Origin of the sequence: Aminivibrio pyruvatiphilus (genome assembly GCF_004366815.1) — a bacterium.
GTDB classification, from domain to species: Bacteria; Synergistota; Synergistia; order Synergistales; family Aminobacteriaceae; genus Aminivibrio; species Aminivibrio pyruvatiphilus.
In genome coordinates this window covers 1-13,453 of record NZ_SORI01000037.1, presented here as the reverse complement: position 1 = coordinate 13,453, position 13,453 = coordinate 1, and the positions used below count along the sequence as shown (strand labels likewise).

Below are 13,453 nucleotides of genomic sequence, written 5' to 3'. Positions count from 1 at the left end.
AGCGGCGGGAAGATCAACCCCATGATAGGTGCGGCGGGAGTGTCCGCGGTGCCCATGGCGGCTCGCGTAGTGCAGCGGGTGGCCCAGAAGGAGAGCCCCGGGAACTTCCTGCTCATGCACGCCATGGGCCCCAACGTGGCGGGCGTCATCGGCACCGCCGTGGCCGCCGGCGTCATGCTCACACTGCTGAGCTGAAAAGAGCATGGCGGGGGTCTCGAAAGGGGCCCCCGTTTTTTGATTCCGGAAAAGGCAAGGAGGCATCCGATTGAGAGAAGTGCCTGTGTCAAAAATAACGGAAACGGTGGAACGGCTGTTCATCGAGGCAAATTATCATCTTCCTCCCGATATGGTATCGGTTCTTGAAACGGGAGAGCAGGAAGAGCAGAATCCTGTGGCGCGGTCGGTTCTCCGGACGATACTTGAAAACCGCCTCGTGGCTTCGGAGGGCAGGTTTCCTCTATGCCAGGACTGCGGCATGGCTGTTGTCTTTATCGATATGGGGCAGGAAGCGGCCGTGACGGGAGGAAATCTTGAGGATGCGGTGAATGAAGGGGTAAGAAGGGCCTATGACAAAGGGTACCTCAGAAAATCCATTGTTGGGGAACCCCTCTTCGAGAGGAAGAACACCGGTGACAATACGCCGGCCATCATCCACGTCCGGGTGGTCCATGGAGACAGAGTCACAATAACCGCCGCACCCAAAGGCGCCGGAAGCGAAAACATGAGCGCCCTGGCCATGCTCTCTCCTGCCGCAGGCCCGGAGGGACTCGAGCGGTTTGTGCTGGACACGGTGCGGAAAGCCGGCCCGAATCCCTGCCCGCCCATAGTGGTGGGAATAGGTGTGGGAAGTGATTTTGAAGGGGTTGCGGAACTCGCGAAGCGGGCCCTTCTCAGGCCGGCGGGAAGCTCGGGCAGTCATCCGAAATATGCGGCCCTCGAGGCCGAGCTGCTGCGAAAGATCAATGAACTGGGCATCGGAGCGGCAGGATACGGCGGCACCGTCACCGCCCTCGGGGTGAATATCGAGTGGGCGCCGACCCACATAGCCTGCATGCCAGTGGCGGTTAACCTCTGTTGCCATGCCAACAGGCACTGCAGCGCGGAAATTTAGGAGGGGACAGGGTGGAAGAATGCAGAAGGCTCAGTGCGCCTTTCCTGGAAAAGGAAGCCTCGAACCTCAGGGCGGGAGATGAGATCCTCCTTTCCGGAGTAATCTACACTGCCCGGGATGCGGCCCACAAGCGGATGTCCGACGCTCTTGCCCGGGGTGAGAAGCTGAAAGTCGATCTTGCCGGAGCGGTCATTTTCTACGCCGGGCCCTCGCCGGCCCGTCCCGGAGAGCCCATGGGCTCCATAGGTCCCACCACGAGCTACCGCATGGACCCTTACACGCCGATGCTTCTGGAGCTTGGAGTGAAGGGCATGATCGGCAAGGGAGAACGGGCGGAGGATGTCGTGGCGAGCATGAAAAAAAACGGGGCCGTCTACCTCGGGGCAACCGGAGGTATCGCGGCCCTGCTTGCACGGACAATAGTTTCTTCCAGGGTACTCGATTACGAAGATCTCGGGCCTGAAGCCCTGAGGGAGCTGGAGATCCGGGACATGCCGCTGGTCGTTCTCATAGACAGTCTCGGCAGCAGCATGTACCGGGAAGGTCCGGCGAAATTCGGAAAAAGCGGGAAATAAGAAAAACTATTTCCCGTCGGTTCTGCCTGCCCCTCCGGAAATTTCGGAGAGGGCTTTTTTTGTCCGTTCCTCCGCGTTGATGAGGTGGCGTGTTACGATGGCCTCCACTTTATCGGGATTGTGTTCCCTGAGGGCGGCGATGATTTCGTTATGCTCCCTGGTCACCTGTTCGATGACTTCCTCGCGGAAGGGGCCGTTTTCCGCGAAGTACCGGATTCTTCTGGCATGAACACTGAGATTGGCCAGAGATTCCAGGATCAGCGGATTTTCGGTATGGCTCGACAGAAGGGCGTGAAGGGCGACGTCGGAATCCTGGTACACGGAGAAGTCGTCAGGGTGTTCGAGGACCTTGTTCAGCTTGGCCTCCATCGCGTTTATTTCCTCGTCGGTACATCCGACGGCGGCATCGCGGGCCACTTTTGCCTCGAGAATCCGGCGGAATTCCCATACGTACCGTGACCGTTTTTCGCTGACCTGGGTCACCACGGCCCCTTTGTTTCTTTCAATGTCCACGAGACCGATTCCCTCAAGCCTGAGGAGAGCCTCCCTAACGGGAGTGGTGCTGACGCCGAACTCTCCCGCGAGCTTGTCAATCTGGAGAACGATGCCCGGACGGTACGTATTGTTGATGATAAGTTCCTTGATCGTTTCGAAAACCTGATCGCCTAAAGAATGAAAAATTCGACTTGCCAAAGAATCCAACTCCTCTCCCGGAATGCCACGACTCAGTATTTTACCATTTCAGGCGGAATTTTCCATTACCTCGTCCATTTTCTTTCTCCGTAAATGAAACAAGGCCATTCATTTCTGATAATATAATTGACATAAGGCAGTCTGCATGATAGATTTTTAGTGGCTTTCCTGCCCGGCGTTACCGTTTCCGTCATTCCTCACATTATTTTTTGAAGCGGTTCTTCCGGCAGGAAGCCCATCTCTCAGGTCCAGTCAAGGAGGATTTCCGGATGTTTGCCCAGTCCAAAAAAATGGAAGCAGTGCCCTTTTCCCCCATCCGCAAAATATTCGCCGAGGTGGACAAGCTCAAGGCTGAGGGAGTGGATATCATCACCCTCGGCATCGGGGAGCCCGATTTCGACACCCCGTCCCACATAACGGAGGCAATGGCCGCCGCCACCCGGAACGGGGCTACTCATTACACATCCAACAAGGGAATCATCCAGCTCCGTGAAGCTGTATGCCGGAAACTGAAGGTGGATGACGGTCTCGATTACGACCCCGAGGAAATCATCTGCACCGTGGGCGTTTCGGAAGGTGTTTACGTCTCCCTGAGCAGTTTTCTGGACCCCGGAGATGAGGTGCTTGTTCCGGATCCTTCCTGGGTGAGCTACTTCCATGTTCCCACGATGAACGGAGCTGTTCCGAAGGGATACCCTCTCCGGGAAGAAAATGATTTCCAGATCGACGTGGAAGACCTTGAAAAGCTGGTTACCCCGAAGACGAAGATGATGGTTGTACTCGATCCGTCCAACCCGGTGGGAGCGGTCCAGGAGAAGGAGACCCTCGCAAAGGTCGCGGAATTCGCCGTAAAGCACAACCTCCTTGTGATCTCCGACGAGATTTACGAAAAAATCATATACGATGGAAAGAAGCATTACAGCATTGCCGCATTCCCCGGAATGAGAGAGAGGACCATCGTGCTCAACGGCTTCGCCAAGGCCTATGCCATGACCGGCTGGCGTATCGGCTACATCGCCGCTCCCGCCGAACTTATCTCTGTGATGAACAGAATGCACATGTATGTGGTAACCCATACTTCAGTACAGGCCCAGTGGGGAGCGGTCGCAGCCCTCGAAGGGCCCCAGGAGCCGGTGGCCGATATGGTGGAAGAATTCCGGAAGCGCAGAGACTACGTCTGCCGGAGAATCGGCGGAATGAATAAAGTCTCCTGCCGTGTTCCCGGGGGCGCTTTCTATGTCTTCGTGAACATTAGGGAAACGGGTATGAATGCAGAAGAATTCACGAAACATCTCATCCGGGAAGCCCATGTCGCGGTCGTGCCCGGAACGGCTTTCGGAAGCCACGGCGAGGGGTATGTGAGACTTTCCTACGCCGTTTCCATGGAGAACCTGGAAAAGAGTATGGACAGAATCGAAAAAGCCCTCGCTTCCCTTTAAATAATTCGGAAGCTGGAGTGTCAGAGAACGTCCGCGGGGAGGAGAGCCTTCTTTCCCGCGGATCTTTTTTTTGGTACAGTTGGCCGGGAAAAGAAAAGGGGATGAAGAAAATCGAAAAGAACGTTTCAGGGTTTCGTGCAGCGAACCCGGAAAAGCTCCGCCGCGCCCGGTTCATCGACAGGCCCAACCGCTTTCTCGTCCGCTGCGAACTTGAAGGCCGCCCGGTGAGAGCATTTCTTCCCAATCCGGGAAGGCTGTGGGAAATCCTTCTCCCGGGGACCGAGCTTATCCTTTCCGAAGACGGGGGGAACGAGACACGTAAGACCGCATTCACGGCCATTGCCGCCCGAAGGGGAGAAACTGTCGTCCTGCTCCATACCCACATCACCAATGACGCTGCCGAATGGCTCATCAGAACCGGCAGGGTGCCCGGGCTGGAAGGCTGGGCGGTGAGAAAAAGGGAGGCCTCTTTCGGCCGTTCACGTTTCGACTTTCTGCTGGAAAAAGAAGGGCGGCTTCTCCTTCTGGAGGTGAAATCCTGTACTCTTTTCGGCCATGAACTGGCCATGTTTCCCGACGCGCCTTCAGACCGCGGCCGGAGGCACGTGGAGGAACTCGGGAAACTGGCAGGAGAAGGATACGGAGCGGCAGTCCTTTTCCTGGTGCAGTCTTCCCGCCCGTCGTGTTTTCTGCCGGATTTTCACACCGATCCCAAGTTTGCCGAAAGCCTGTTCAGGGCAAAGGACAGGCTTCGACTTTTTCCCTTGGCCGTGGAATGGAACGCCGCACTTGAACTCACCGGGGAGCCGAAGCTTCTGCGGGTGCCCTGGGGTGTCTACGAGCGGCACGGCGGTGACAGGGGCGACTGCCTCGTCATTGTGGATGCCCGGGAAAAAGGATTCTGGGCGGCCGCTTTCCCCGCCGAGAACCTCTCGTCCTTTTCCGGGAAGGCTCTCCGACGGAACGGAAAAGACTTTCCCTTTCCCCCGGAAAGCGGAGGGAGCGTAAAGGTTATCCCCATACGTTCAAGCCTTCCCGGCTCAAAGAACATTAACGACAGTCTCGCCTCATGTGCATCAGGCGAGGTCGTGAAGGACGGGGTACGATTTTTTGCCTTTTCTGAGCCTCCCATGGCAAATCCCGGTTTCGTGGAGATGCTCCTGCACCGCAGGACGGATCTCCTTCTGTCGGAGCTTCCCTAGAGAGGAAAGACCACCAGGGGGCACCGGGTACTCTCGAGCAGTCCTTCCGCGACCGATCCGAGGACGAGCCGCCCGAGCTCGCCGGCTGCAGGAAGCCCGACGGCGAGAGAGGAAGGTGCAATCTCCTCGATACGGCCCGGAAGATCGGTGGCGGGATCTCCTGCAAGAAGGCTTGTTGAGACCTCAAGTCCCCACGAGGCAATTTCATCCCGGATTTCCTCCAGGGCTTCTTCCGCGGCGTTCAGCATAGCAGGAGCTTCTTCAGCCGACAGGGGGGACACTCCGTGGACGAGGACGATCTCAGGAGACGCTCCCGTGGCTGAAAGCATGGCCCTGAGGCTGTCCAGCATCAGGCTGGTCCTGTTGGGCTCCAGATCCAGAGCCAGGGCAAGCTTCCCGAAAACCCCGGTATCGGGGAACAGGCCTTCCGATTCCCGAAGAACAAGCTGGGGGACGGGAATGGACCGTATCAGGGGGAGCCCGTCCACCCCTTCGGGCAGTGCAAGAAGGGCAAAGGTGCACCCTTCGGAGCGGACAGTTTCCGGCAGAGTCTCCAGGATGTCGCCGGACAGGACGAGGGTTTTATAGTAGGATTCCGGGGGGAGTACCCGGGAGGCCATTTCTTCGAGGTATCCCTCCGCTTCCCGGACCACATGGGGAGCCTCCATCCCTGCGGCAGGATCGACCACGTGAAGCAGAAGAAAATCCGTCTGCTGTCCCTTCAGCTTCTCCGACGCCCAGGCCAGCGCCCGCTCGGAGAAGGGGGAAACATCGGCGAGAAAAAGAATCCGTGTGAGCATGATCATCCCTCCCATGGTATTCTGGTCTTCCGGACAAGTATATCGTAAAGGAGTCTTTTCAGTGCGGAGAAAATTCAAAAGATACGGTGTTTGCCATGAATAAGGACACTTCGTGGAAAATCGCCGGCGGGATCCGGAACGTGATCAGGGGACTGCCCTATTCGTGGTCGATCTCACTTGGCGCCGGTCTCGGCGTCCTCCTCTGGGCGGCGAGCAAAAAAAAAGTGGACGAAGCGGAACGACGCTGCGTAAGAGCGCTGCAGGTCGGGGTGACGGAGGCCAGGAGAATCGTACGCGGGTCCTATATGAACCTTGGACGGTCAGTAGCTGAATTCCTCTCCATGGACAAGGTCAGGGGCGACCTCCGGGACCTGGTGGAGTTTCACGGTGAAGAGCACCTCCGTGAGGCCCTGGCAAGGGGAAAAGGGGTCCTCTTTCTCTCCGCTCATCTGGGAAACTGGGAGATCGGAGCGGCCGCCGTCGCTGAAAGGGGATACCCCATGAACGCCATCGGCACAGACCAGCGTGATGAAAGGATTACGAACCTCATCATACAGAAGAGAGCCGAATGCGGTGTTACCTCCGTCGGCAAAGGCTTCGATCTCAAGGCCGCCATACGGTGTCTTCAGAGAGGAGAAGCTCTGGCCATCCTCATGGACCAGGACGTCAGGGACAAGGGAGTGGTGGTTCCTTTCCTGGGGCTTCCCGCAAGTACTCCCTACGGCCCGGCGAAAATCGCCAGAAAGCTGGGGAGTACGATTTTGCCTGCATTTATGGTCCGCAGGGGCACGTCCATGGTGCACGACTTTCATATTCTTCCCTCCCCGTGGGAGAAAGGATACCCCGACGAGGACGAAAGCATGGAATCTGCAGTGACCCTCTGTAACGACGCCATCAGCCGGTTCATCAGGGAGTACCCGGAGCAGTGGATGTGGCTCTACCCCCGGTGGGCCTCCACGGAGAGCGAAATCCGGTGATCCTTGCCATCGACCCGGGAAGGGACAAGTGCGGATGGGTTTTCGCCTCCGAAGAGGGGAAACTGGTCGCCTCCGGGATCTTTTCCGCTGACCGGGCCGCGGAATTTTTCCGGGCGGTGGTCTCGGGAAAAGGCCGGGAGATTGCCTCTTTTGCTCTGGAAAAAACAGGATCTTTTCCGGAATGGTTTTCCGTTCACGAATGCCTTGTTGGAAACGGCACGGGAAAAGAATTGCTTCTATCGCTTGCAAAATCCGTGTCTATTGGAGTAAAGTTAGTACCTGAGAAAGGAACCACGCTGCTGGCGAGGAAGCTGTACTGGAAACACCATCCTCCCCGGGGTATCAGGAAACTGCTTCCCGAGGGCATGCGTGTTCCTCCGAGGGACGTGGACGATTTCGCCGCCCTGGCGATCGTCCTGAAATTTATCGAATCGCAGAGCGCTCGATGAACAGGAAGGGTGAATGAGAATGGGAACGGAGAAGCTGGCGGTACTGGTAAACACATTCGGGTCTTCTCTGATGACTGTCAGCAAAGAGATGGGAGTCGAAGTCTCTCTCGTGAAGTCTGAAATAGCCCAGGGTGTCAATGTGAGCGGAAGCTGCGTCGCGGCCCTTGTTGGCGTCGTCGGCGGTGGAGTTCAGGGAACGGCGGTCATAATGCTCGACAGGGACGGCTTCAACGCGACCGTATCGGCCATGTCGGGAGGAATGATCACCCCCGACACCGATGACGCGGTCTCCATGAGCGTTATCGGGGAACTGGCGAACATGGTCAGCGGCAGAGCCCTCGTGCAGGCTGCCCTGGAAGGAACGGAGGTTACCCCTCCCCAGCTGATTTCCGGTGCGGGCATAAAAACTATCCCGAGCCAGTCTCCTGGAGTGAGGAGTTTCACGCTTCCCTTCCGTCTTCCGGCCGGAGGAACCCTTTTCCTTGTTCTCTCCTTCCACGTGTAGTCTTGTGACAAACGAAAACGGGCGCCCGGAATTTCCGGGCGCCCGTTTTCGTTTCCCTTCCGCGTAAGATTTTCTGAAATTACAGCTTTTCTCCTTCGGTGGAGGCTACGACTGCGGTGACGCACGAGTCGCCCACAACGTTGATGCACGTCCTGGCCATGTCGAGGACTGCGTCGATTCCCGCCACAAGGGCGGCACCCTCAAGGGGCAGCCCGACGGCCGTAAGCACGAGGGTCAGCATGATGAGCCCCGCTCCCGGAACTCCCGCCGTACCTATTGAAGCGAGAGTTGCCGTGAGCACGATGCTCATCTGGGCTCCCATGGTCAGGGGCAGACCATAGGCCTGGGCGACGAACAGGGCACAGATGCCCTGGTAGAGTGCTGTTCCGTCCATGTTGATTGTGGCGCCGAGTGGAAGGACGAAGGAGGACACTTTTTCGGAGACGCCGAGGTTTTCCTGGGCAGTCCTCATGGTGATGGGGAGGGTCGCCGAACTTGATCGGGTAACGAAGGCAGTAAGGGCCGGTTCACGGACGCCCTTGAAGAACCACATGGGAGATTTCTTCGCAAACACCATGATCAGGCCGGAATAGACCAGCAATGCGTGGAGAGCACATCCGAGGTAGACTGCCCCGATGACTTTCGCGAAGGGGGCGAGCACGGAAAGGCCGTACTTGGACACGGTTACCGCGATGAGGGCAAACACGCCGTAGGGGGCTGTCTTCATGACAATGCCGGTCAGCTTGTACATGGCCTCCGCCAGTGAGTCGAAGAAAGAGATGACCGGCTTGCCCTTTTCTCCCGCGAGCACGGCGGAAATCCCGAGGAAGAGGGCGAAGACGATGATCTGGAGCATAACGCCGTCAGCGGCGGCCTTGATGGGGTTGGAGGGGAAAAGATCCAGGATGACTTTCATGATGTTCGGCGCTTCAGGGGCCTTAAAGGCTGTGGCGCCCTGGGAAAGGGTGAGTCCCACGCCGGGCTGGATCAGGTTTCCGAGAACAAGGCCGATAACTATGGCCACCGCAGTGGTCACAAGATAGAGGACAATGGTCTTGATGCCGATTCTTCCCAGGTCACGGGGATCGCCGATGGATGCGGCCCCGACCACAAGGCTGGAAAACACAAGGGGAACGATGAGCATCTTCAGAAGTGCAAGAAACACCTGCCCGATGGGCTCAACGTACTTCACTTTGTCGCCGAAGAGAATCCCGGCTGCAATACCGAGGACGAATCCGATTCCTATCTGCCAAATCAGAGGAACTTTCTTGCCTGACACCACTACCGCCTCCTTCAAGAAATGGATTGAAAAAACGATTATCGGAAAATAATGTCTTCTTCTCATCCCTCCTTTGTGAAACAAGAGGCTGTAATTTTCAGATACAGCATACTCTATTTCTCTTTCCTTTGCCATACCTCCGGTGGTCTTTCCTCCTTCCTTCCTTCCTTCCTTCCTTCCTTCCTTCCGTTCAAATTTTTCCTCTTCCGGGGGATAATAAAAAGAAAGGGGAAAAAGTGGTGAAGAGAAACGAATTCTGTTAGGATATCCTTAGCAGGAGTGTACACCTTTTTCTGTACATCCCCGGGAGGGATTGCCATGACCGCAAAACGAGCTGCAACATTGATTCTCAGCCTATTCCTTATCTTTACCGCAGGGGCTGCCCATGCGAGGGGAGGCGTTGTCCTCGCCCTTTCCGGCGGAGGGACAAGAGGCCTGGCCCATATCGGCGTTCTCGAGATTCTGGAGGAAGAAGGCATACCCATTGCGGGCATCGTCGGCACAAGCATGGGATCCATCATCGGCGGTCTGGCGGCCAGCGGCTATAGCTCGGCGGAACTGCGCGAAGTCATTGCCAGCCTTGACCTCACGAACCTGCTTTCCGAAAAGACCAATCCCATTTTCGTTCCGCTGAGCCAGGACAGCGTCACCCCGAGGAGCAAAGTGCCCTGGGTGGCGATCAATTCTTCCGGCGACGTGGTCGGCCCTCTTGGGGGAATGTCAGGGGTCAAGCTCCTTGAACGGTTCGCCCAGCTTGCGTCGCGAAGCCAGATTGTCCGGTTCGATGAACTTTCCATTCCCTTCGCGGCGGTGGCCACAGACCTCGAAACCGGAGAAAAAGTCGTGCTCAGGACAGGCAGCCTCGCCTCCGCCATGCGGGCTTCCATGGCCATCCCGGCCCTCTTTGATCCCTGGCCCCTGGGCGGAAAACTCCTGGTGGACGGAGGCCTCGTCTCCAATCTTCCCGTGGAAACAGCAAAAGAACTTTTTCCGGGCTACCCGGTTATAGCCGTGGACGTCTCCGGAACCCTCAAGAACAGGAAGGACATCCGCTCCCTCGTGGACGTCATCGACCAGTCCCTCACCATTTTTACCCGCAGGAACGTGGAAAACGAGATCATGAAGGCCGACCTGGTTATCTCGCCCCCTGTGGCCGGCGTCCCAATCTTCGACCTTACCCATGCCTCCCGCATCATCGAGGGAGGCCGGCAGGCCACCATGGACCGCATGGCCGCCATCAGGAATCTTGCCGACAACGCGCCCCCCGTGGCCCAGAGGGAAGCTCTCTGTATCGCCGCCAGCGTCGCTTCCATAAGGGTTGAAGGAGCGACCCCCGACCTGGAGCAGAGAATACAGAAACGCTACAGATCCTGGATCGGAAAGCCCCTCAGCAACATCAACATGGTGAGGGCGAGCAGGGAAATTGCCGGCCAGGAAGACGTTCTTGCCGTGGACTACAGGTTTGAGGAGGCCGGGGAGAATCTGGACGTCATATTTGTCGTGCAGCGCAACCCCGAGCTGGAGATCAACTTCGGCGGCTACACCACAAACCTTCACCCTCACCGCTGGTTGTACATTCACGGCGTCCGAAGGGATCTTTTTTCCGACGGCGACTCTCTCCGGTTTAACGCCAAGGTCGGAGAGCAATGGGGCGTCGACGCCAGCTACCTGACCACCCCCGAGAAGAATAAAAGCTGGGAGGTCACCATCTCCGCCCAGAACTGGGAACTGGAGACCAACAAGGGAACCAGGTCCTGGGACAGGTATGCCGCCGGGCTCACGCGGAGATTCTCCACCGGCTCCTTCCAGGCCGGCCTCGGCTACGCCTTCGAACGGGTTCACACAGGCGGGATTGATTACGACGCCTCGGGGCCCACCCTGTTCCTGACATCGAATACTCTCAATGATCCCACCGACCCCACATCCGGGTCTCTCTTCCACCTCCAGGCCTGGTGGCCTGACATGGAAGAGGTGCTCTACCGGGTAACCTACTTCCAGGCTGCCCGCCTTTCCGACAACTGGCGCTTCTATCTCAGGGCCGGTTTTGCCGAGGGTGACGAAACCGCTGCCGGAGGGAACAGGGCAGTCTACCTCGGAGCCGCTGAAGAACTCTACAGCTATTCCGGAAACCCCATCCAGGGAGAGCGGATGTTCTGGTGGAACGCTGCCTTCAGGCGGATTCTCATGAGGAGCTGGTGGGGTGCCCTCAACACCGAAATTTTCGGCGGAATGGGTTTTGTCTACGACGATACCGGCAACCGGTACCGGGACGTATGGGAAGCGGGTATCTCCTTCTCTGTCCCCGGCTTCCTTTTCGACGGCAAGCTCATGTTTCTCTACAACGACGAAAAGGACTTCAAGGTCGGTTTCTTCATCGGAAGCCCTGTCTGGGGGCATTATCCCCTGCCGTAAGTACCCCGGGTTGCGCGGAAAGGCCTTCAGGGACTAGAATAGTTTACCGCCGGCTTTCATAACGAGCCGTGCGAAACTGACGGAACATATACAGGAGGAACCTAAATGGCACGGAACATAACACCAAGAGCTGATGACTACTCCCAGTGGTATCTCGACATTATCAAGGCGGCGGAACTCGCCGACTACGCCCCTGTGCGGGGCTGCATGGTCATCCGCCCTACGGGATATTCCCTGTGGGAGTCCATTCAGCATCATTTCGACGAGGCTTTTAAAGAGACCGGCCATGTGAACGCCTATTTCCCCCTCCTCATTCCCAACTCCTTCCTCGAAAAGGAAGCGGAGCACGTGGAGGGATTTGCCCCCGAGTGCGCCGTGGTCACCCACGCAGGAGGAGAGAAACTCGAGGAGCCACTGGTAGTCCGCCCCACGTCGGAGACGGTCATCGGACACATGTACAGCAAATGGATACAGTCCTGGAGGGACCTTCCCATTCTCATAAACCAGTGGGCAAACGTCATGCGATGGGAGAAGCGTCCCAGGCTGTTCCTCAGAACCTCCGAATTTCTCTGGCAGGAAGGGCATACAGCCCACAGCACAAGGGAGGAGGCCATGGAGGAAACCCTGAAGATGCTCGGGGTCTACGCAAGGATAATGAGGGACATTCTCGCCCTCCCTGTGGTGGAAGGAGAAAAGACCGAGGGGGAGCGCTTCCCGGGGGCCGACAACACCTATGCCTGTGAAACCATGATGAGCGACGGAAAAGCCCTTCAGGCCGGGACAAGCCATTTCCTTGGCCAGAATTTCGCCAGGGCGTTCGACATCAAGTTCCAGAATCAGAACGGTGATATCGAGTATGCATGGACCACGAGCTGGGGGGTTTCCACCCGTCTCATCGGCGCGATCATCATGACCCACTCCGACGACGACGGCCTGGTCCTTCCTCCCAGGGTTGCTCCCGTGAAGGCGGCCATCCTCCCCATAAGCACCAATGAGGAAAAGATCGCCTCCACTCTCCTTCCAAGGGCGATGGAGCTTTCCTCGGAACTTGACAGGAGTCTTGGAGGCCGCTGTACTATGGTGGACAAACAGTTCTATCTCAGGCCGGGAGACCGGTTCTTCCAGCACCTCCAGAGAGGAGTGCCCCTCCGGGTGGAACTTGGAGAGAAGGATCTTGCAGCCGGGACGGCCAGGGTAGTCCGAAGGGACTCCGGCGAAAAGATGGACATCCCCCTTGAGAACCTGGCCTCCAGGGTGCCCGCTCTCCTTGAGGACATCCAGTCCGGCCTCTTCAACAGGGCGCTCGCCTTCCGCAGGAAAAACACCGCTGTGGTCACCACATATGATGAAATGAAGAAAGTGCTGGAAGAGAAGGGCGGGTTCGTGGAAACATGGTTTGCCGGTTCAAAGGACGATGAAAAGAAGATAAAAGAAGAAACCGGAGCCACGGCGAGGTGCATGCCCATAGACAGCCCCGGGGAGGGGACGTGCTTCTTCACGGGAAAACCGGGAGCCCGGAAGGTAATTTTCGCGAAAGCTTATTAATCAAGAAACGGAGGGGCTGCGCTCTCAAGTGCAGTCCTTTTTTTTTGTGCGGATTTCCTGAAAAAGGGGCTCAAATGCATGTCTGTCTATTCAGAAATTCGATTGACATCTGTTTTTTTCTGCCTCCCGTTGGCCTGGTGTAGGGCTATAATGCAGTGAATGCAACAATCCGCGCTTCAATTTTCTTTTTTACGGGTGCTGTGCAAAACGAGTTGACTTCTCTCCGAAAAATGGTATTATACCCCTCGCGTCGTTGAAACGGCGCCGCCGGACCGGCCCGGAAAAGCCCGAAGGCAGGCGGGAACGAACGCAACCGAACCTTGACAGTTTTATAGGAGAAGGAAAGAGGTAAAAGAGCGAATCTTGAGCTCATTATTTGAGAGTTTGATCCTGGCTCAGGACGAACGCTGGCGGCGTGCTTAACACATGCAAGTTGAACGGTATGACATGGAAGCTTGCTGAAGTG

At 57.1% G+C, this 13,453-nt stretch carries 14 protein-coding genes and 1 rRNA gene; 11 read left to right on the top strand and 4 right to left on the bottom strand.

Features of this window, described 5'->3' with window-relative positions:
• The 3 genes from C8D99_RS14635 to C8D99_RS14625 all read left to right on the top strand — a co-directional run.
• On the top strand, positions 1 to 195 hold a 195-nt coding region (locus C8D99_RS14635), incomplete at its 5' end, for a sodium ion-translocating decarboxylase subunit beta (RefSeq protein ID WP_133959246.1).
• Positions 196 to 274: 79 nt separating this feature from the next.
• The gene (locus tag C8D99_RS14630) at positions 275 to 1,111 is read left to right on the top strand and encodes a fumarate hydratase (RefSeq protein WP_338024519.1); all 837 of its coding nucleotides are present in this window, start codon (positions 275 to 277) and stop codon (positions 1,109 to 1,111) included.
• Between the two features lie 11 nt (positions 1,112 to 1,122).
• On the top strand, positions 1,123 to 1,686 hold the full coding sequence (locus C8D99_RS14625) for a Fe-S-containing hydro-lyase (RefSeq protein ID WP_166670229.1): 564 nt from the start codon (positions 1,123 to 1,125) through the stop codon (positions 1,684 to 1,686).
• A 6-nt stretch (positions 1,687 to 1,692) separates the two neighbouring features.
• Here C8D99_RS14625 and C8D99_RS14620 read toward each other — a convergent pair whose 3' ends face one another.
• Positions 1,693 to 2,379, bottom strand: a complete 687-nt coding sequence (locus C8D99_RS14620; RefSeq protein WP_133959244.1) for a GntR family transcriptional regulator — start codon at positions 2,377 to 2,379, stop codon at positions 1,693 to 1,695.
• 269 nt (positions 2,380 to 2,648) lie between these two features.
• Here C8D99_RS14620 and C8D99_RS14615 point away from each other — a divergent pair, with 269 nt between their 5' ends.
• Both C8D99_RS14615 and sfsA read left to right on the top strand, forming a co-directional pair.
• Positions 2,649 to 3,818 (top strand): pyridoxal phosphate-dependent aminotransferase, encoded by a 1,170-nt coding sequence (locus C8D99_RS14615; RefSeq protein WP_133959243.1) that lies wholly within the window; start codon positions 2,649 to 2,651, stop codon positions 3,816 to 3,818.
• A 101-nt stretch (positions 3,819 to 3,919) separates the two neighbouring features.
• Positions 3,920 to 5,020: a DNA/RNA nuclease SfsA gene (gene sfsA, locus C8D99_RS14610; RefSeq protein ID WP_133959242.1), complete on the top strand. Its 1,101-nt coding sequence runs from the start codon at positions 3,920 to 3,922 to the stop codon at positions 5,018 to 5,020.
• Here sfsA and C8D99_RS14605 read toward each other — a convergent pair.
• Complete coding sequence (locus C8D99_RS14605; RefSeq protein ID WP_166670228.1) at positions 5,017 to 5,820, bottom strand: universal stress protein; 804 nt, start codon at positions 5,818 to 5,820, stop codon at positions 5,017 to 5,019. The two genes, sfsA and C8D99_RS14605, sit on opposite strands and share 4 nt — an antisense overlap.
• A gap of 95 nt (positions 5,821 to 5,915) precedes the next feature.
• Here C8D99_RS14605 and C8D99_RS14600 point away from each other — a divergent pair, with 95 nt between their 5' ends.
• Genes C8D99_RS14600 through C8D99_RS14590 form a run of 3 tightly spaced genes read left to right on the top strand, consistent with a single transcriptional unit; the run spans position 5,916 to position 7,751 of the window.
• The gene (locus C8D99_RS14600) at positions 5,916 to 6,797 is read left to right on the top strand and encodes a lysophospholipid acyltransferase family protein (protein WP_133959240.1); all 882 of its coding nucleotides are present in this window, start codon (positions 5,916 to 5,918) and stop codon (positions 6,795 to 6,797) included.
• A complete protein-coding gene (locus C8D99_RS14595; RefSeq protein ID WP_133959239.1) occupies positions 6,752 to 7,246 on the top strand; it encodes a RuvC family protein in 495 nt (164 codons plus the stop codon). Before C8D99_RS14600 ends, C8D99_RS14595 begins: the two co-directional genes overlap by 46 nt.
• A gap of 13 nt (positions 7,247 to 7,259) precedes the next feature.
• The gene (locus C8D99_RS14590; protein ID WP_243833965.1) at positions 7,260 to 7,751 is read left to right on the top strand and encodes a chemotaxis protein CheX; all 492 of its coding nucleotides are present in this window, start codon (positions 7,260 to 7,262) and stop codon (positions 7,749 to 7,751) included.
• 79 nt (positions 7,752 to 7,830) lie between these two features.
• Here C8D99_RS14590 and C8D99_RS14585 read toward each other — a convergent pair whose 3' ends face one another.
• Both C8D99_RS14585 and C8D99_RS15475 read right to left on the bottom strand, forming a co-directional pair.
• On the bottom strand, positions 7,831 to 9,030 hold the full coding sequence (locus C8D99_RS14585) for a dicarboxylate/amino acid:cation symporter (RefSeq protein ID WP_338024516.1): 1,200 nt from the start codon (positions 9,028 to 9,030) through the stop codon (positions 7,831 to 7,833).
• A gap of 113 nt (positions 9,031 to 9,143) precedes the next feature.
• Positions 9,144 to 9,350, bottom strand: a complete 207-nt coding sequence (locus C8D99_RS15475) for a hypothetical protein (RefSeq protein ID WP_208321211.1) — start codon at positions 9,348 to 9,350, stop codon at positions 9,144 to 9,146.
• On the opposite strand from C8D99_RS15475, the gene C8D99_RS14580 reads away from it, so the two are divergent.
• The 3 genes from C8D99_RS14580 to C8D99_RS14570 form a co-directional block, all read left to right on the top strand.
• Positions 9,349 to 11,442 carry a patatin-like phospholipase family protein gene (locus tag C8D99_RS14580; RefSeq protein ID WP_133959237.1) on the top strand — a complete coding sequence of 698 codons (2,094 nt, stop codon included), beginning with the start codon at positions 9,349 to 9,351 and terminating at the stop codon, positions 11,440 to 11,442. The genes C8D99_RS15475 and C8D99_RS14580 overlap by 2 nt on opposite strands.
• A 105-nt stretch (positions 11,443 to 11,547) precedes the next feature.
• A complete protein-coding gene (gene proS, locus C8D99_RS14575; protein WP_133959236.1) occupies positions 11,548 to 12,987 on the top strand; it encodes a proline--tRNA ligase in 1,440 nt (479 codons plus the stop codon).
• A gap of 372 nt (positions 12,988 to 13,359) precedes the next feature.
• Positions 13,360 to 13,453, top strand: a 16S ribosomal RNA gene (locus C8D99_RS14570); the annotation flags it as partial.

Coding starts and splice junctions, on each gene's coding strand:
- C8D99_RS14600 (WP_133959240.1), top strand. CDS start 5,916: ATGAATAAGGACACTTCGTGGAAAATCGCCGGCGGGATCCGGAACGTG.
- C8D99_RS14580 (WP_133959237.1), top strand. CDS start 9,349: ATGACCGCAAAACGAGCTGCAACATTGATTCTCAGCCTATTCCTTATC.
- C8D99_RS14590 (WP_243833965.1), top strand. CDS start 7,260: ATGAGAATGGGAACGGAGAAGCTGGCGGTACTGGTAAACACATTCGGG.
- C8D99_RS14605 (WP_166670228.1), bottom strand. CDS start 5,820: ATGCTCACACGGATTCTTTTTCTCGCCGATGTTTCCCCCTTCTCCGAG.
- sfsA (WP_133959242.1), top strand. CDS start 3,920: ATGAAGAAAATCGAAAAGAACGTTTCAGGGTTTCGTGCAGCGAACCCG.
- C8D99_RS14615 (WP_133959243.1), top strand. CDS start 2,649: ATGTTTGCCCAGTCCAAAAAAATGGAAGCAGTGCCCTTTTCCCCCATC.
- proS (WP_133959236.1), top strand. CDS start 11,548: ATGGCACGGAACATAACACCAAGAGCTGATGACTACTCCCAGTGGTAT.
- C8D99_RS15475 (WP_208321211.1), bottom strand. CDS start 9,350: ATGGCAATCCCTCCCGGGGATGTACAGAAAAAGGTGTACACTCCTGCT.